Source organism: Xanthomonas sp. F1, assembly GCF_014199855.1.
Genome location: NZ_JACHOK010000015.1, coordinates 37,766 through 55,250 on the forward strand (window position 1 = coordinate 37,766; position 17,485 = coordinate 55,250).

The 17,485-nt window shown below is 69.8% G+C and carries 14 protein-coding genes; 9 read left to right on the plus strand and 5 right to left on the minus strand.

All coding sequences use genetic code 11. The features are described from left to right. Window positions 1–50 precede the first annotated feature (50 nt). Complete coding sequence (locus tag GGR71_RS20410; protein ID WP_160962473.1) at window positions 51–956, minus strand: DUF4424 family protein; 906 nt, start codon at window positions 954–956, stop codon at window positions 51–53. Between the two features lie 166 nt (window positions 957–1,122). Here GGR71_RS20410 and GGR71_RS20415 point away from each other — a divergent pair, with 166 nt between their 5' ends. The 3 genes from GGR71_RS20415 to GGR71_RS20425 all read left to right on the plus strand — a co-directional run bounded on the left by GGR71_RS20415 (window position 1,123) and on the right by GGR71_RS20425 (window position 4,498). Further along, the gene (locus GGR71_RS20415) at window positions 1,123–2,946 is read left to right on the plus strand and encodes a family 43 glycosylhydrolase (protein WP_184452274.1); all 1,824 of its coding nucleotides are present in this window, start codon (window positions 1,123–1,125) and stop codon (window positions 2,944–2,946) included. Between the two features lie 97 nt (window positions 2,947–3,043). After that, complete coding sequence (locus tag GGR71_RS20420) at window positions 3,044–3,607, plus strand: DUF1311 domain-containing protein (protein WP_160962471.1); 564 nt, start codon at window positions 3,044–3,046, stop codon at window positions 3,605–3,607. 339 nt (window positions 3,608–3,946) lie between these two features. Next, window positions 3,947–4,498: an XAC2610-related protein gene (locus GGR71_RS20425; RefSeq protein ID WP_160962469.1), complete on the plus strand. Its 552-nt coding sequence runs from the start codon at window positions 3,947–3,949 to the stop codon at window positions 4,496–4,498. A 207-nt stretch (window positions 4,499–4,705) separates the two neighbouring features. Here GGR71_RS20425 and GGR71_RS20430 read toward each other — a convergent pair whose 3' ends face one another. Continuing rightward, entirely contained in the window at window positions 4,706–5,218 is a 513-nt protein-coding gene (locus tag GGR71_RS20430) for a hypothetical protein (RefSeq protein WP_202405137.1), read from the minus strand. A gap of 55 nt (window positions 5,219–5,273) precedes the next feature. After that, complete coding sequence (gene trhA / locus GGR71_RS20435) at window positions 5,274–5,936, minus strand: PAQR family membrane homeostasis protein TrhA (RefSeq protein WP_048491666.1); 663 nt, start codon at window positions 5,934–5,936, stop codon at window positions 5,274–5,276. A 188-nt stretch (window positions 5,937–6,124) separates the two neighbouring features. On the opposite strand from trhA, the gene GGR71_RS20440 reads away from it, so the two are divergent. From GGR71_RS20440 to GGR71_RS21265, 4 genes are all read left to right on the plus strand, one after another. After that, window positions 6,125–6,532: a hypothetical protein gene (locus tag GGR71_RS20440; RefSeq protein WP_237474504.1), complete on the plus strand. Its 408-nt coding sequence runs from the start codon at window positions 6,125–6,127 to the stop codon at window positions 6,530–6,532. Between the two features lie 2 nt (window positions 6,533–6,534). Then, complete coding sequence (locus tag GGR71_RS20445; protein ID WP_160962467.1) at window positions 6,535–7,395, plus strand: DUF6973 domain-containing protein; 861 nt, start codon at window positions 6,535–6,537, stop codon at window positions 7,393–7,395. Window positions 7,396–7,601: 206 nt separating this feature from the next. Then, complete coding sequence (locus tag GGR71_RS20450; RefSeq protein ID WP_160962465.1) at window positions 7,602–10,115, plus strand: DEAD/DEAH box helicase; 2,514 nt, start codon at window positions 7,602–7,604, stop codon at window positions 10,113–10,115. Beyond that, entirely contained in the window at window positions 10,112–11,221 is a 1,110-nt protein-coding gene (locus GGR71_RS21265; RefSeq protein ID WP_237474502.1) for a ribonuclease H-like domain-containing protein, read from the plus strand. Before GGR71_RS20450 ends, GGR71_RS21265 begins: the two co-directional genes overlap by 4 nt. Before the next feature lie 452 nt (window positions 11,222–11,673). Here the strand turns inward: GGR71_RS21265 and GGR71_RS21270 are convergent, their stop codons facing one another. Further along, window positions 11,674–13,707, minus strand: a complete 2,034-nt coding sequence (locus tag GGR71_RS21270) for a M56 family metallopeptidase (protein ID WP_456362646.1) — start codon at window positions 13,705–13,707, stop codon at window positions 11,674–11,676. Window positions 13,708–13,710: 3 nt separating this feature from the next. Further along, window positions 13,711–14,097: a BlaI/MecI/CopY family transcriptional regulator gene (locus GGR71_RS20465; RefSeq protein WP_048491669.1), complete on the minus strand. Its 387-nt coding sequence runs from the start codon at window positions 14,095–14,097 to the stop codon at window positions 13,711–13,713. A 697-nt stretch (window positions 14,098–14,794) separates the two neighbouring features. Here GGR71_RS20465 and GGR71_RS20470 point away from each other — a divergent pair. Together GGR71_RS20470 and GGR71_RS20475 are read left to right on the plus strand one after the other, a co-directional pair. Next, window positions 14,795–17,110 (plus strand): TonB-dependent receptor domain-containing protein, encoded by a 2,316-nt coding sequence (locus GGR71_RS20470; RefSeq protein WP_184452276.1) that lies wholly within the window; start codon window positions 14,795–14,797, stop codon window positions 17,108–17,110. Window positions 17,111–17,298: 188 nt separating this feature from the next. After that, a complete protein-coding gene (locus tag GGR71_RS20475; RefSeq protein ID WP_048491671.1) occupies window positions 17,299–17,475 on the plus strand; it encodes a DUF3606 domain-containing protein in 177 nt (58 codons plus the stop codon). Window positions 17,476–17,485 lie beyond the last annotated feature (10 nt).

Below are 17,485 nucleotides of genomic sequence, written 5' to 3' on the forward strand. Positions count from 1 at the left end.
GCCGGATGTCGGCTTCGGCGCGACCGGCCAGGGCGGGCGTCGGCCGCCGGTCAACGCAGGAACAGGATGTCCAGATCGCGCTCGGGCACGAAATCGCGCTGGCGGAACTCGAAGGTCAGCGCATCGGTGCGTTGCAGGTCGCCGTCGAAGCACAGACTGAGCAGGTCGCCGGGCGCGCGCTTCTTCAGGGTCAGGTGGAAGTCCTGGATCGGCCCCTTCCAGTTGGCGCCGGTGCGCAGCACGTAGCGCAGGTTGCTCCACTGCAGACCGTTGGCGCCGGCACGGCGGCGCAGGCGCTGCTGCATGGCCGCGTCCAGGCAGGTGGGCTTGGCGTACTCGCCGATCAGCTCGCTGGCCGGCATCGGTACGCCGGTGGCGACGCTGGGCACGTAGCTGTGGCGGATCGCCACCGTGCCATTGGCCGGGAACCGCTGCTGCCAGACGAAGTACTCGCTGAGGGTGAAGCGCGGCTGTCCGTCCGCATCGAGCCAGCGTGCCGGCAGCGGCTTGCGGCCAGCCGGGAGGGTGCCGCTCTCGACGTACGCGGCCAGGTCGTCCGGCGTCCAGCCGCTGGCCGCCCACGCGCGCGAGATGTCGCTGCCGTCCAGCTTCGCCACCAGCTTGCGCTCGGTGCGCACCGGCTTGCCGTCCACCCACAGCTTGAAGTCGGTGAGCGCGCTGTGGTCGGCCATGCCGAAGTACATCGGCGGCATCGGGAAGGCGATCGGCACCAGCAGCTCGCGCGCGCTGGTGTTGGTGAACACGTAGTCCACCTGCACCCGCTCCTCGCTGATGAACAGGTCTTCCTTGCTCATGCGGATGTCCGGCTGGCGAATCAGCTCGATGGAGCCATTGGCGTCGCCGATGCTGCTGTCGTTGGCGAAGGCGGCGGCCGCGAACAGCCAGGACGACAGCAACAGGGGCAACAGGCGGCGCTGCGAGACGTTGGCGGTCATGGGCATCGGGGGATCGGGGATCGGCGAAAGGAGACGCTGCAGCCGCAGCACGGCACAGACGGACGCGTGGCGTCATGGTAACCGCGGCGGCGTGGCCAGCCGCATCGCGCCCCGCCACCCCATTTGCTACGGTAGCCGGCGCCGCCACGGGGGGAAGGCCATCGCCATGTTCAGAGCATTCGTAACGCTGGCGCTGCTGGCGTCCGCCGGGCTGGCCGCGGCGCAGGCGCCGGGCGCGCGCAGCTACGCCAACCCGATCGACCTGGATTACCGCTACAACTTCGAACAGCTCAACGAGGGCATCTCCTATCGCACCGGCGCCGATCCGGTGTTCGTGCGCTTCGGCGATGCCTACTATCTGTTCCAGACCCTGGCCGACGGCTACTGGCGCTCCAGCAACCTGCTCGACTGGCAGTTCGTGACGCCCAGCCGCTGGCCGTTCGAGAGCATCGTCGCACCGGCGGTGGTCGCCGACGGCGACCGCCTGGTGATCATGCAGTCGGCCTTCGAACCGCGCCCGCTGCTGCAGACCCGCGACCCGGCCAGCGGCACGCTCGACTTCCTGACCCGGCTGCTGCCCCCGCTGCCGCGCGCCCAGCCGATCGGCACCGAGATGAAGGGCCGGCCGCTCAGCGACGTGCCGCCCGGCCCCTGGGACCCGGACCTGTTCATCGACGACGACGGCCAGTGGTACCTGTACTGGGGTTCGTCGGACCGCTACCCGCTGTACGGCATCGCCATGGACCGCAGCGCGCAGGGGTTCGCCTTCCGCGGCGTACCGACGCCATTGCTCGCACTGGATCCGGCGCAGCACGGCTGGGAGCGCTTCGGCCCCGACCACCGCGGCGCGCGCTTCCCCGACGGCAGCCCGATCGGCAGCTACCTGGAAGGCGCGTGGATGACCAAGACCGGCGGCCGCTACTACCTGCAGTACGGCGCGCCGGGTAGCGAGTACAACGCCTACGCCAACGGCGTGTACGTCGGCGAGCACCCGCTCGGCCCGTTCACCTATGCGGCGTACAACCCGGTGGCGTACAAGCCCGGCGGCTTCATGCAGGGCGCAGGCCATGGTTCCACCTTCCAGGACGCGCACGGCAACTGGTGGAACAGCGGCACCGCCTGGATCGGCGCCAACTGGACCTTCGAACGGCGCATCGTGCTGTTCCCGGCCGCGTTCGCCGCCGACGGCCAGATGCGCGTGTCCACCCGCTTCGGCGATTTCCCGCACTGGATGCCGGAAGGCCCGGTGGCCGACCCGGAGACGCTGTTCACCGGCTGGATGCTGCTGTCCTACCGCAAGCCGGCCACCGCCTCGTCCACCCTGGACGGCTTCGCCGCCGACCGCGCCACCGACGAGGATCCGCGCAGCTACTGGGTGGCCGCGCGCAACGTACCGGGCGAGACCCTCACCGTCGACCTGGGCGGGGAACGCAGCGTACGCGCGGTGCAGGTCAACTTCGCCGACTACCGCGCCGGCCGCTACGGCGATGCGCCGGACATCTACACCGCGTTCCGGCTGCAGCACTCGCGCGACGGCCGCCATTGGCTGCCGCTGGCCGAGGTCGGCGCCGGCCCCGACCGCCGCGACCGGCCCAACGCCTACCTGCAATTGCCCGCGCCGGTGCGCACCCGCTACATCCGCTATGTGCACGGCCACGTCGGCGCCGCGCACCTGGCGATCGGCGACCTGCGCGTGTTCGGCAACGCCGACGGCGCCCCGCCACCGGCGCCGACCGGCGTCGCCGCGCGCCGCGATCCCGACCGCCGCAATGCCCACGTGCGCTGGCAGGCGGTGCCCGGCGCGGTCGGCTACAACGTGCGCTGGGGCCTGCGCGCCGACCGTCTCACCCTCACCTACCAGGTGTTCGCCGACCGCGGCACCGACCTGGAGATCCGCGCGCTGAACCGCGACCAGGACTACGTGTTCGCGGTCGAAGCCTTCGACGAGCGCGGTGTCTCCCCGCTGAGCGCGCCCATCGCCGTGCCATGAAGCCATCACCGCCCTTCCCGTATGCTTGACGCACCTCGACCGCGCACCGGCGATGCGGCGCGCGGCAGGATCGGCTGCCGATCGAAGGAGACGGACGATGCACCAGCACCAGGGAACCCAGGGCCAGCGCCGCCTGCGCGCATGGCTGATCGCCGCGATGGTCGCAGGCGTGTGCGGCAACGCCGCCGCGCAGCAGGGCGACCCGCGCGATGCGCAACTGCAGCAACAGCAGCGCCTGCTGCAGCAGCAGGCCCAGCAGATCCAGCAGATGCAACAGCAACTGCAGCAGATGCCGCCGCCCGGCACGGGCGCCGAGGGCGGCACGCCGAGCGATGGCCTGTCCGCCACCTACCACGACTGCCGCAAGCAGGCGCAGGGCCTGGACGAGAGCCGCCGCTGCATCCAGCGCGAACAGCGCGTGCAGCAGGAACGCCTGGACCGCGCCTACGACAAACTGCGCTACCGCCTCAGCGGCATGGACCGTTCGCGGCTGATGGATGCGCAATACACCTGGCAGCAGTCCAACGAGCAGGCCGCACACCTGGACCGGGCGCTCGGCGCCCGCGGCCAGGAAGCGGCCCTGCAAAGCGCCGAAGCCACCCTGCGCCGGATCAGCTCCCGCGCCGACGAACTGGAAGGCTATACGCGCGGCGGGCGGTGAGGCGCGGCTGTCCACGAGGCGGAACATGCGTGGCATGGAGCGCAAGACCTGGAAGGGAATCGCAGGCAGCCCTCGACCGTGGTTGGGACCTGTGGCTTCGTCTCGATGGGCAGCCTCCTGCCGACTCGCGGCAATGTGCCTTGTCTGCTGCAGCATCGTGCACAGTGCTGCAGCGGCCGCAGATGCGGCGACGTTACCTGCGCAGAGGAATGCCTGGCCAGACCACACAGCGCAGGCTGACGCCCTTCCCCAGCGCACGCAGCAGACACACCACAAGCGACCTCGCATGAGGCGACGTCGCGGACGCAGACGTTCAACGCCAGCGGGACGCCGGACACTATGGGACAGGTCGCCTTCCAACTGGGCGACCTTCGCCTGGAGATCGAAGGCACCCAATGCCGCGACACCGGCGGACTGCTCTTACGCTGCGCACCCGCAACGATCATGGTGGAGCGGACGGCAGGCAAGCAATCCATCCCCATCCCGTCGCTGGTCTTTCTAAGCAACACGACAGCGCAGCCGGCGTATGTCGCCGCCTATCGCGGCCCCTTCACCGACCAGGACGAACCGGGCGACGATCTGCGCTATACCGCGATCGTGTCGGACATCAATGGCGATGGCAACGATGATCTGCTGTTGTGGACGGACTTTTCCGGACGCCTGGGCGCTCCCGCCTACAGCTATTACCTGTTTGACCCGCGCACCCAATTGTTCGTGAAGAGCGACAAGCTCCAACAGGCAACGCGCGGCCTGACACTTTCGGGCATCACCGGCAGTACGCTGCGCTTTTGGTCGGGCGACGCAGGATGCAAGCGCGTCATTGTGAGACTGGCATTGCATGGAACCACGCCGACGCGCCTGGCCGACAAAACGTTCAACGCCTGCAAGTAGTCGGCCAACTGCGGCGCCCCTTCCCCCATCCCTGCGATGCAGGCTGACAGGACACGGGGTTGGCGCGTCGCCCACCTTTCCTCACACCTTGCTACGGATCCACAACATCGAATTCGGCGAATCAAACGGTGACGCGTCGGTACCTGCTCGCCTGCCTAGATCGTGATTCCACCGCCGCGCCGACCTGGCGACATCATCAGGCCCATCTCACTGCCCCACCGCGCAGCCCCCGCCCTGTTCCGCGCACACCTTCATGGCGCGTTGCAGCTCGGCCTCGCTCAGCTGCGGAGGCGGCCGCGCGACGGCAGCCTGGACCTGGTCCGGGCCGCCGGTCAGCGCGTGCAGGCCCTTGGCCGCCTTGCCGGCCAGGTAGTAGACGCCCAGCGCGATGTAGCCACCGCTCTGGCTGACCTGCTCCACCGAGGGCGGCGGCCGCCAGTCCTTGTCGAACCGATTGGGCGGTGGGGTCACCGGATTCTTGAAGCGGTACAGGTCCAGCGGCTCGCCCTCGTCCGGGGGCAGCGCGCGCACTTCGCCCAGGGTCTGGATGTCGGGCTGCGCGGCGGCCGGAGGCGGTGGCGATGCAGATGCAGATGCCTGCTCAGCAGGCGCAGCCTGTTGCGCTTGCGCCTGCGCCTGCGTGCACGCCACCAGCAATGCGACTGCCAGCACCGTCCGCAGGCGCCGGCCGATGGAATCCGCTGTGTCCACGCTGTCCATGGCGCCCGAGCTTACGGACGCGGCGCGGTCATCTCTAGCGCATTGGCGCCGCCGTTCACGTCGGCGACAGCGGCCGTAGGCACAGCCAGATCGCGCACCAGTGCGCCAGCGCGCCGCCCAGCACGTGCGCATGCCAGATCGCGCGGTTGTAGAGCATCGACTTGCGCACGTAGAAGGCCACGCCCACCGTGTAGATCGCGCCGCCGGCGGCGATCAGCCACAGCACCGGCGTGTCCAGCCCGGCCACGATCGGCTTGACCGCGGCCATGCCCGCCCAGCCCAGCAGCAGGTAGATCGCCACCCAGAAGCCCTTGGCGATGCCGGGCAGGAACAGCTTGGCGAACACGCCGAACAGCGCCACGCCCCACACCGCCAGGGTCATCGACCAGACCCAGGCGCCGGACAAGGCCAGCACGAAGAACGGCGTGTAGGAACCGGCGATCATCACGAAGATGCCGGCGTGGTCGAGCTTGCGCAGCACCGGCTGGCGCTGCGGCGGGGCGAAGTTGTACGCCGCCGAGCAGGCGAACATGGTCAGCAGCCCCAGCGCATAGATGCTGGTGGCCACGATCAGCGCGTCGTTGGCATGGGCGCGCCAGACCAGCAGCGCGCCGCCGACCACGGCCAGCAGCAGGCCGGCGGCATGCACGAGCAGGTCGGCGCGGCGGGCGGCGGCGGTGCGGTAGTGCGGGGGAAGCGGGAGAGCGGACACGGGCAAGGGAAGTAGACGACAGGAGCCGCCGTTGCCGAGGGGGACGACAGGATACCTGGCGATGGCCTCCGGACGCAGGGGTGTCGCCTATCACATGTCGAGGCGATGTCCGTCGGTGCGGCGGGCTACCGACAGTGAAAGCGTTCACTTCCTGCGATATAAATTCTGTGGGACCAATGGAAGGAGCCACGCCGATGACCGTGCCGCCACAACGGCTGCCGTCTTTCCTGCATTTTCTCCCGTTCGCCTTGCTTGCAGGATGCACCATGACCGATCCCCAAATTTCCCAAGCCCAGTTCGCGCAGCGCGTGGAAGCCCTGCTCGGCGGTCGCGACAACGTCGTCGTGGCTGCCAGCCAGTTGACCGATTTCCCGTGGGCTTCGTTGTGCTTCACGCGCGATGACAGCCTGCGCCTGACATTCAAGCAGGACACCGGCGAACAGACGCTTTCGCTCCCGTATGAGCAGTTCTTCGTCGACGAAGCGCACGTCCCACAATCGCTGGAGGACATGTGCGTGAAGCCGGGAGAACGCATCCTCATCCGCAAGAAGTATCCTGGCTACGCGGGGCCAGTGGAGTTCCTCAAGCCAGCGGAGGGCTGAACATGGTCGACATCACCGACCCCAAGGGCGCCAAGCGCGAGATCGAACAGGAAGCGTATCGGCACTACGAGCAACTCAGCGGCGTGCATCTGGCACGTCGCACCGATGGCAGCATTCAGCCGCAAGGCCACAACGACGCGCTGGATGCGTTCCGGCACGCCTACACCAGCGGGCGCGTCACCCAGATCGCCTTGGGGCAACAGTGGATTGCGCGCAGGTTCGGCAACGACGCCGAAATCGGCCCGGCCCACCCGAACGATCCCGCAGAGCACCGCATGGATCTGTGGAACAACGAAGCTGGGCGCCGTATCGGCGACAGGACCTCCGGCGCCGATCAACTCGCCCGGGAAACCTACGCCGCCCTGAAGAACGGCGAGCTCGTGACCGGCCTGAACGACGCGCGCCTGAAGCAGCTCTATCCCGAAGACCCGCGCCTGAAGTTGCCGGCAGGAGACCCGCAGCGGGAACTTGTCGACCATGATGCAGTCGACCGAATCAATCGCGATGTGACCAAGCTCCAGGACCAGGCCCAGGAACGCTTTCCCCAGAATCACCCCGACCGGGCGTATTTCGACGCGTTGCGCGATCGGCTGCCAGAGAGCGTGTCCGACGCCAAGGTGGCACAGGCACTGGTCGCCGCGAAGAGCGCCGGGATTGAACGTGTCGACCAGCTGGGAGCCGTGACGCTGCAGGATCAACAGATATTCATCGCGGGGCGAACGCCCGGATTCCGGACCCAGCTGGATACTCATGCTGCAGCACCGCCAATCCGCGAAAGCGCCTACCAGGCGGAGCAACAACATGCCGTTCAAACATACGAGCAGGCGCAACAGCCAAGCCAGGGACAAGCGCGCGCCTACTGACGCGCCCTTCACCGCATTCCAAAGGCGCGTCACGGTGCGCCATTCGTTATTCGCAGCGCAGCCGCTTGCACCTGTCGGTAGCCGGGCTGCCTCCACGCAAGCCCCCCGCCTGAATCCGCTCAGCCTGCCTTCCTCGCCTCGACGGGCACCGTCTCATACCCTGAGACGCGATTTCGCTTCCCTGTTCCGCTTTGAGAGCCGTGCCGATGCCCGCCCACGCCCTAGCCCCGCGCACCGAGGACGCCGAGCGCGCCCTGTCCACCACCGACGGGATGCCCTCGCGCGACGGCGCCCTGCTCAGCGCGCGGCTGGAGCGCCGTTACCACGACCGCATCACCGGCAGCTTCACCATCCCCGGCCAGGCCGGCCGCTACGCGCCGATCCCGGACGACGTGCCGCCGGCGCTGGCCGCCGCATTGCGCGAACGCGGCATCGCGCAGCTGTACAGCCACCAGGCCGAGGCCTGGGACGCGGCGCAGCGCGGCGAGCACGTGGCCATCGTCACCCCCACCGCCTCAGGCAAGTCGCTGTGCTACACGCTGCCGGTGGTGGCCGCGGCGATGACCGCGCAGGCCAAGGCGCTGTACCTGTTCCCGACCAAGGCGCTGGCGCAGGACCAGGTGGCCGAGCTGCTCGACCTCAACCGCGCCGGCGACCTCGGGGTGAAGGCCTTCACCTTCGACGGCGACACCCCGGGCGATGCGCGCCAGGCGATCCGCCTGCACGGCGATATCGTGGTCAGCAACCCGGACATGCTGCACCAGGCGATCCTGCCGCATCACACCAAGTGGGCACAGTTCTTCGAGAACCTGCGCTACGTGGTGATCGACGAGATCCACACCTACCGCGGCGTGTTCGGCAGCCACGTCGCCAACGTGCTGCGCCGACTCAAGCGCATCTGCGCCTTCTATGGAGTGAGCCCGCAGTTCATTCTGTGCTCGGCCACCATCGGCAACCCGCGCGCGCATGCCGAGGCGCTGATCGAGCAGCGCGTCCACGCCATCACCGACTCCGGCGCGCCCAGCGGCGACAAGCACGTGCTGCTGTGGAACCCGCCGGTGGTCAACGCCGACCTGGGCCTGCGCGCCTCGGCGCGCTCGCAGAGCAACCGCATCGCCCGCATCGCGATCAAGTCCGGGCTCAAGACCCTGGTGTTCGCGCAGACGCGGTTGATGGTGGAGGTGCTGACCAAGTACCTGAAGGACATCTTCGACCACGACCCACGCAAGCCCCCGCGCATCCGCGCCTACCGCGGGGGCTACCTGCCCAGCGAGCGCCGCGAGGCCGAGCGCGCGATGCGCGCCGGCAGCATCGACGGCATCGTCTCCACCTCGGCGCTGGAGCTGGGCGTGGACATCGGCGCGCTGGACGTGGTGGTGCTCAACGGCTACCCGGGCAGCGTCGCCGCCACCTGGCAGCGTTTCGGCCGCGCCGGGCGCCGCCAGCAGCCGGCGCTGGGCGTGCTGGTGGCCAGTTCGCAGCCGCTGGACCAGTACGTGGTGCGGCACCCGGACTTCTTCGCCGACGCCTCGCCCGAACACGCGCGCATCGCCCCGGACCAGCCGCTGATCCTGTTCGACCACATCCGCTGCGCCGCGTTCGAACTGACCTTCGTCGCCGGCGAGGCGTTCGGGCCGGTGGACCCGGCGGTGTTCCTGGAAGCGCTGGCCGAGAGCGAGGTGGTGCACCAGGAAGGCGATCGCTGGGAGTGGATCGCCGACAGCTATCCGGCCAACGCGGTGAGCCTGCGCTCGGTGGCCGACGGCAACTTCGTGGTGGTGGACAAGACCGACGGCAAGCAGCAGATCATCGCCGAGGTGGACTACTCCGCCGCGGCGCTGACCCTGTACGAGGGCGCCATCCACATGGTGCAGAGCACGCCGTACCAGGTGGAGAAGCTGGACTGGGAAGGCCGCAAGGCCTACGTCACCCGCACCCACGTGGACTACTACACCGACAGCATCGACTTCACCAAGCTCAAGGTGCTGGACCGCTTCGACGGCGGCGCGGCCGGCCGCGGCGACGCGCACCACGGCGAGGTACACGTGGTGCGGCGCGTGGCCGGCTACAAGAAGATCCGCTACTACACCCACGAGAACATCGGCTACGGCCCGGTCAACCTGCCCGACCAGGAACTGCACACCACCGCGGTGTGGTGGCAGTTGCCGCAGGCCACGCTGCTCAAGGCGTTCGGCAGCAAGCAGGACGCGCTGGATGGTTTCCTCGGCGCGGCCTACGCGCTGCACGTGGTGGCCACGGTGGCAGTGATGGCCGATGCGCGCGACCTGCAGCAGGCGGTGGGCGACGGCGACGGCGCGTGGTTCGCGGTGGCCGACGCCAAGGGCCGCGGCCAGCTGCGCGGCGGCGACAGCGGCGAGCCGGCCAGCATCGAACTGCAGCAGTTCGTGCCCACCGTATACCTGTACGACAACTTCCCCGGCGGCGTCGGCCTGAGCGAGCCGTTGTGGCGACGCCAGGCCGAGCTGGTACAGCGCGCGCGCGAACTGGTGCAGGGCTGCGACTGCGTGGCCGGCTGTCCGGCCTGCGTCGGCCCGGTGCTGGCCGCGCAGGAAGCCAGCGCGACCACGCCCAGGGCGCTGGCGCTGCGTGTGCTGCGCTTGCTGCTCGACGGCGAGGACGACACGGCGCTGGACGCGCACGGCGCGACCACGATCGCTGCCGACGCCGATGCCGACGCGCTGCCGGAGTGGAGCGCATGAGCATCAGCCTGGAGCGCCTGCGCGCGCTGCGTCGGCAGGCCGGCGACGCCAGCGCCGAGCGCACGCCGGCGTCTTCCGGCAACCGCACCGTGGCGGACACGGCTCCTGCGTCGCGCGCGGGCGCTGCCGCGGCGACGCCCATGCACGTGTCGCGGAAATCATCGGCGGCGACACGTGACGACGTATCGCGTCCAACTGCACCGCCAGCCGCACGCACGCAACCGGCTCCCCCGCTCAGCGGCGGCACTGATACTGCAGTGGCGCCCCCCATCGCCATCGCCCCGTTCGATCGCGGTGGCACCGATGTGTCCGCACTGCGGCGCCTGCTCGGCCTGCGCGAACGTGCCGTCGCGCCCGCCACGGCTTCCTCCACACGCAAAGCGGCTTCAGCGCCGGACCGGCACCTACCCGGGGTGGAGATCGCACCCGGGCTGCACTTGATCGAGGCGTTCCTGCCGCAGCCGATTCCCGCGACGTCGCTATCGCTCGCCTTCGCCCGGCGCGAGGATGCGGTGGAACCCACCGACCTATTGTTCTTCGACACCGAGACCACCGGCCTGGCCGGCGGCACCGGCACCCGCGCCTTCATGATCGGCGCGGCCGACTGGACCGTGCATCCGGCCGATGGCCCGGGCCTGCGCATCCGCCAGTTGCTGATGGCCACGATGGGCGCGGAGAAGGCGATGCTGGAAGCGTTCCGCGCCTGGCTGCGGCCGGGCACGGTGCTGTCCAGCTACAACGGCCGCTGCTACGACGCGCCGCTGCTGAAGACCCGCTACCGGCTGGCGCGCTGCGCCGATCCGCTATCGGCGCTGGATCATGTGGACCTGCTGCATCCCACCCGCCGCCGTTACCGCGGCACCTGGGAGAACTGCAAGCTCGCCACCATCGAGCGGCAGTTGCTGCGGGTGGTGCGCGAGGACGACCTGCCGGGCTCCGAAGCGCCGGCGGCGTGGCTGAGCTACCTGCGCGGCGGCAACGCGCGCAACCTGCGCCGCGTCGCCGCGCACAACCACCAGGACGTGGTCACGCTGGCGTTGCTGCTGCAGCGCCTGGTCGCCGCCGAGGCCGAGGAGCGGGCGCTGGCGGCGACTGCGTCGGTGTAGTCTGGGCACTCGCGTGGTGCCTTGCCGACCTAATGATGCTGCCTCGTGCGAGCATTGCGCGCTGATGCAGACGACATGCGGCGAACGCGGCATGGCGATTTGCAAGGGCGATACATCCAGGGGCGCGACCGGTGCGGAAATGACGTCAGAAGCGTCAAGTCATGTTGGCAAGCACGCGCGTAGGAGCGGCTTCAGCCGCGACGGGCGTTATCGGTAAAGCTGTCGCGGCTGAAGCCGCTCCTACAAGGCAACGGTAGGTCTCGCCAGATCGTAACGGGAGGGCGTTGCTGCCGCGCCCTTCCATCGTGATGGGTTTTCCCGGAAACCCTCGTCGCGACTGAAGTCGCTCCCACAGTGCCTTGCCGTGTCACGGCGGCCTGCGCGTGGTTCGAGACGGCGCAACGTCAACGCAAGAACACGCCGCGCGCGCCAGGCACGCGGCGTGCACCGGATCACTCCAGCCGCTGCGCGGTGCCCGCGGCGATGGCGGCATCGAACAGGCGGTCGACCTCGCGATCGGCCTGCGCGCTCAATTCGCCCTGGCGCGCGCCCAGTTCGCCCTGCTGCCGGCCCAGCGCGGCCTGCTGTTCGCCGAGCGCGCGCATCTTCGCCGACAGTGCGTCCTGGCGCTGCGCCAGATCCGCCTTGGCGCGTTCCTGGGCCTTGGCGGCGATGTCGTTCGCGTCCATGCGATCCAGCGCCAATGCCAGGGATTCCTTCACCAGCTTGCCCTGCTCGCGGCCCAGTTCGCCTTGCTGGCGACCCAGCGCGCCCTGGCGCTTGCCGAGTTCGCCCTGCTGCGCGCCCAGCTTGCCCATTGGCTCGAACAGCGCATCGAAGCGGGCCAGCAGCGCAGGATCGTGCACCACATAGCGCTTGCCGCCGCGGCGGAACCACAGGCCATCGCCCTGGGTCTCGTGCTTCATGGTGGCCAGCTCGTCGCTGCTGCCGCTCATCGTCGAATGATTGCCCTTGACCCGGACATACGACTGTTCGATCTGGCCATCGCGGGTCTTCTGCATCGAACGCGTGCTGATCCGCGAGCCGATGGCCGCGGGTGCGGCCGGAACCGCCGGTGCCGGCGGCGCAAGCGGCGCGGGTGGCGGCAGCGGGGCGACCGGCGGTGCCGCGCGACGCGACGGCGTCGCTGCAGTGGCGGAGGTCGCCGCACGCGGCGGCAGCGGCGTCCCGGGCACGTTGGCGGCACGGGCGGCAGCGCCGTCATCCATGGCCGTGTCGTTGTCCGTGTCGGCATCGGCGGCATCTGCCGCCTTCTCCGCTGCCTCGGCGGCCGCATCGGCAGCGGCCTCTGCGGCTTCGGCAGCCGCGTCGGCCGCCTCGGCTGCAGCATCGGCCTCGGCGGCGGTCCGGGCAGCGTCCGACTTGTTGGCAGGTGCGACGGCATGGCCGGGCTGGGCCACCAGGCGCAGCGGCATCACGCCGAGCACGGTCACCGCGGTCAGGATCAGGGCCGCGCCCAGGCCCGGAAAGGCGGACGTGGTCTGCAGCATCAGCAATCTCCGTTTCAGGCTCAGGAAGGTCGGCGACGCGCTGGCCAGGCCGGCGCTGGGCCGCGGTGCCACACCCAGCTGCACCAGCAGCCGCGCGTAGTCGTGACGGCAATGGCGGTGACCGGCGACCACCGCCGCATCGCAGGCCGCCTCGCGGGCCAGGGCGTACTCGCGGTTGGCCAGGTGCACCAGCGGATGGAAGAAGAACAGGTGCTGCGCCACGGCCGGCAGCAGCCCCCACCACAGGTCGCGGCGCTGCAGGTGCACCAGTTCGTGGGTCAGCGCCATGTCCAGATCGTCGGCGCGCAGGCTGGCCATGCGCCGCGCCGGCAGCAACAGCACCGGCCGCCACGGCCCGATCAGCTGCGGCGAATCGGTGTGCGCACACAACCGCAGCTGCGGTGGCTCGCGCAGGCCGTGCGCCTCGGCCGCCAGGCGCAGCGCGCCGAGCAGGGCGGCGTCGGTGCACGGTGCTGCCTCGCGTGCACGCTGGCGGCTGCGGCGGTAGGCCAGGACGCTGTGCGCGGCGCAGACCAGCACGCCGGCCAGCCATAGCGCCACCAGCGCCTGCGTCCAGGGCAAGGCAGCTACGGATGCCGTTGCCGGCGGGGCGGCGATCGCCGCGGTGGCGGTGGTGGCGTTGACGTTGATCTGCGCAGGCACCGCAGCGGACACGGACGGCGTCGCAGCGCGTACCGGCGTCACCGGCACCGTGGCGACGGCCGCCGGCGCTGCCGCCACCGGCGCCGGTGCGGCCGGCAGCACCGGCAATTGCACCGCACCGGCCCACACCAGACCCAGCACGCTCTGCGCGGCAACCAGCCACCACAGCCGGCAGCGCGTCGCCGCCGGCAGGGTCGGCAGCCAGCGGCACAGCGCCCAGATCAGCGCGACCAGCACCACCGTCTGCACGCTGGTTGCCAGCAGGCGCGACAGCAGGCTCTCGAACACGTCCGTCCCCAACAGGCTGTGCATGGCTCAGTCCTCCCGCCGTTGCGATTGCAGTTTGGCCACCAGGGCCTCCAGTTCGGCCAGTTCCGTATCGCTGACCTCGGCACGCTGCGACATCCACGCCACGAACGGCGACACCGAGCCCTGCAGGGTCTTCTCGACGAAGCTGCCGACCGCGCTGCGCACTACGTCGTCCTGGCCGCTGGTGGCGGCATAGCGGTACACGCCCTGCACCTGGCGCCGGCGCAGATAGGCCTTGGCGCGCAGGCGCTCCATCATGGTCAGCACGGTCGAGCGCGCCAGCCCGCGTGCCTCGCCGAATCCGGCGGCGACCTCGCCGACGCTGGCATCGCCCTGTTCGGCGATGTACTGCAGCAGGGCCAGTTCCTGGTCCCCGATCGATTTGCGGCGCATCCGCCCACTCCGATGACTACAAGTGTCGGCAAAGCTACCCATGACGACAACTGTCGTCAATAGGTCGCAGGTCATGGGCTGGCGGTTGGCGGCAGGCTGGCGATGACGTCCGTCCAGGAGGCGGCGGTAGCGCCTCATCCCATTCCGGCGGGTGCCGAATCGGTCCTGGGCATTCGATCGTCCATGCCCCGCGCACGCGTGCAGCGCCAGATCCGCATCCACCGCCACCATGCACGCATTCGCCGTAGAAGTTCATTGCGATCCGGCCCTGTTCGCACAGCGACACCAACGCCCTATACCCAGGTATCGCATCGCATACGCGCAGCAGGCAGGGCTGTACCAACGCGCAATGGTGCAAGCGCACATGCGATGCAAGAATTCCCTGCATCGCTTCACTCCGCTGTATTCACCGCGGGAAGTGCGCTGCCGCAGCTGCGCCGTTCGCCTCCATCGCGCCGGAGCGGGCCACGCACCTGCCGCGCGCCACCTCTCCGGGTCTGCGCCGCATCGCCGGCGCCCTTCCATCGCAAACGCACAGCCAGCCGGGCGCCGCCGCAAGGCCGGTGCCCAGCGCTGGATGCGCGCCTGCGCCACCGCTTCCCACTCCACGCCGGATTCGACCATGCACGCGACTTCCTCCCGTCTCCGCGCCGCCGCCCTGCCGCCGTCCGCATCACATCGCCATATGCAGGCAGGCATGCCGTCGTTGCTGTCTGCGGCGCTGGCAACGTGCCTCGCCGCGTCCTCGGCGCATGCCGCCGACGCGGTCGCCAGCGCCGATGCCGACACCACGCCCACCACGCTGTCCGCGCTGGACGTGGTGGCCTCGCCGCATGCGGCGGCGGTGGCGCCCACCCAGGTGGTGGGCCCGAACCGCTATGTCATCAATGCCGGCGACATGGACGCGGACATCGCCGGCAGCAATGGCCTGGCGCGGCTGAAGACCGTGCCCGGCGCCAGCTACACCGCCACCGATGGCCTGGGCCTGGACGTCTCCGCCACCAGCCTGTTCGTGCGCGGGTTCCGCATGAACGAAATGGGCATCACCTTCGAAGGCGTGCCATTGAACGACAGCGGTTTCCTGTCGTTGACCGGCACCAGCGTGGTCAACGTCGGCGTGCCGGATGCCATCGGCACCATCACCGTCAGCCCCGGTGCGGCGCCGGTGAGCGTGTTCTCCAGCAGCGCCAACGGCGGCGCGCTGGAGTACCGCCTGGGCGAACCGAAGGACACGCCCGGCCTGCGCCTCAATCAGGGCGTGGGCAGCGACGCGACGCGGGTCACCACGGTCTCCGCGCAGAGCGGGCAGCTCGGCGACAACGGCCCGAAAGTGCAGGTCGACCTGCAGCGGCTGGGCGCGGACAAGTACCAGGGCGGCGGCACCCAGCGCTTCCTGCGTGGCGACCTGAAGGCGACGCAGGACGTGGCCTGGGGCACCTTCACCGTATTTCTATCCGCCAGCCATGCGGCGATGTGGGGCTACAACAACCTGTCCTTCGACATGCTCGGCAAGCTCGGCTGGCGCGCCGACAGTCTCTATCCCGACTACGCAAAGGCCTATGCCATCGCCCTGCCACAGAACGCCGGCGCGTCCTGCGGCGCCTATAGCTGCGGCGCGCTGGCGGGACTGCTGCCGTACGACACCGGCCAGGTCACCGACGACCGCATCGCCTCGCTCGCGCACGATTTCCGCATCTCCGACGCGCTCAGCGGACGGGTGCAGGTCTATAGCGCGCGCAGCCGCACCCACGCCACGCTGAGCGACCCGACCACGCCCTCGCCCGACGGCGCGCCGTTCTCCGAGCAGGTGCAGGCGCCGCACCTGCAGCGTACCGGCGGCCTGCTCAGCCTGACCTATGTAAATGGCCGGCACACCCTCAGCGCCGGCGTCTGGCAGGAGCACGCCAGCGCCGACGCGGCGACGTCCTGGTACACCGAACCGCTGCTTGGGCAGGGCCGGCCGCTGCGCACCACCGGGCCGTGGGATGTGTACGGCCCGGCCTTCAAGACCGACAACGTCTCGCAGTGGACGACCCGCGCGCAGCAGGCCTACGTGCACGACGACATCGCGCTGAGCGACACGCTGGTGTTGGGCGTGGGCGCCAAGGCAGTGGATTTTCGTACCAGCGGTGGCGGCGTCGGCGATGCGCCGGACCGGCCCCCATCCGGCACGCTGCGCGCCAAGAGCGCATTCCTGCCGCACCTGTCGCTGTTCTGGAGCCCGACCGCGCAGACCGATGGCTTCATCGACCTGGGCAGCGCGATGAACGGCTTCCGCGTCGCCCAGCGCGGCAACATCGGCTACACCGCCTCGGCCTGGACCGTGCCCGACCAGGATGCCTTCGACCGCCTCACCCGCAACCTGCGCCCGGAGCAGGACCGGAACCTCACCGTCGGCGGCACCCATCGCTTCGACCGCGCCACCGTCACCGCCGACGTGTTCTACGGCGACATTCGCAACCGCTTGCTGTCGGCTGCGGTCGGCACCCAGTTCGCGCAGGTCAACACCGTGCAGGTGATGCCGAAGATGCACACGTTCGGCGCCGACCTGGGCGTGACCGTCGACCTGACCCCGCACCTGCAGTTCTATCAAGGCGTGGCGCTGGCGCGCTCGGTCTACGACCGCGACGTCCTCGTCGACGGCAGCGTCTATCCGATCCAGGGAAAGGCGCAGCCCGGCTATCCGCAACTGTCGCTGGTCAGCGACCTGTCGGCGCATGTGCGCCACTGGCGCCTCGGCGCCACCAGCACCGAATACCTGCATCAGCCCTTCACCTACGAGAACGACCTGCAGGTGCCGGCGTTCTGGCAGGTCAACGCGTACGCGGCCTACACGCTGGGCGCGGACAGCCCGCTGCCCGGCCTGGAACTGCGCCTGGACGTGAGCAACCTGCTCGACCGCCACAACATCGGCACCGCCAACATCGCCGGCTCGGCCTTTGCCGGCGACTACCAGACGCTGCAGCGCAGCGCGCCACGGCAACTGCTGTTCAGTACCTCGCTGGCGTTCTGAGCGGGCCGTATGCGCGCGCCCCACGGGTGCGCATGCATGGGGCAGACACGGCGTTCACGGCGGTGCCACGGCGGCGCGACTAGAAGTTTCCGCACCGGTCCGCCGACGCATGCCGCGTCCGTCGGCCCTCGCCGCCGCACTGCGGCGTGCACCCCACGACCGCAGCGGCTTCTGCACAGGACATCGGCATGAGCGACGACACCCGCAATACCGGTTCGCCCGACCGCGACCGCATCAACCTCCACGAAGACTACGAAGTGCGCTACTGGACGCAGGCGCTGGGCGTCTCCGCCGACGAACTGCGCGCCGCGGTGCAGGCGGTGGGCAGCAGCGCCGCGGCGGTCCGCGCGCACCTGCGCAAGTGACGCGGGGCGG

Bases quoted from the DNA above. Each gene is read 5' to 3' on its own strand.
- GGR71_RS20410 (WP_160962473.1), bottom strand. From the start codon at position 956: ATGACCGCCAACGTCTCGCAGCGCCGCCTGTTGCCCCTGTTGCTGTCG.
- GGR71_RS20470 (WP_184452276.1), top strand. From the start codon at position 14,795: ATGCCGTCGTTGCTGTCTGCGGCGCTGGCAACGTGCCTCGCCGCGTCC.
- GGR71_RS20420 (WP_160962471.1), top strand. From the start codon at position 3,044: ATGCACCAGCACCAGGGAACCCAGGGCCAGCGCCGCCTGCGCGCATGG.
- GGR71_RS21270 (WP_456362646.1), bottom strand. From the start codon at position 13,707: ATGCACAGCCTGTTGGGGACGGACGTGTTCGAGAGCCTGCTGTCGCGC.
- GGR71_RS20475 (WP_048491671.1), top strand. From the start codon at position 17,299: ATGAGCGACGACACCCGCAATACCGGTTCGCCCGACCGCGACCGCATC.
- GGR71_RS20430 (WP_202405137.1), bottom strand. From the start codon at position 5,218: ATGGACAGCGTGGACACAGCGGATTCCATCGGCCGGCGCCTGCGGACG.
- GGR71_RS20445 (WP_160962467.1), top strand. From the start codon at position 6,535: ATGGTCGACATCACCGACCCCAAGGGCGCCAAGCGCGAGATCGAACAG.
- GGR71_RS20450 (WP_160962465.1), top strand. From the start codon at position 7,602: ATGCCCGCCCACGCCCTAGCCCCGCGCACCGAGGACGCCGAGCGCGCC.
- GGR71_RS20465 (WP_048491669.1), bottom strand. From the start codon at position 14,097: ATGCGCCGCAAATCGATCGGGGACCAGGAACTGGCCCTGCTGCAGTAC.
- GGR71_RS20440 (WP_237474504.1), top strand. From the start codon at position 6,125: ATGACCGTGCCGCCACAACGGCTGCCGTCTTTCCTGCATTTTCTCCCG.
- GGR71_RS20425 (WP_160962469.1), top strand. From the start codon at position 3,947: ATGGGACAGGTCGCCTTCCAACTGGGCGACCTTCGCCTGGAGATCGAA.
- GGR71_RS21265 (WP_237474502.1), top strand. From the start codon at position 10,112: ATGAGCATCAGCCTGGAGCGCCTGCGCGCGCTGCGTCGGCAGGCCGGC.
- GGR71_RS20415 (WP_184452274.1), top strand. From the start codon at position 1,123: ATGTTCAGAGCATTCGTAACGCTGGCGCTGCTGGCGTCCGCCGGGCTG.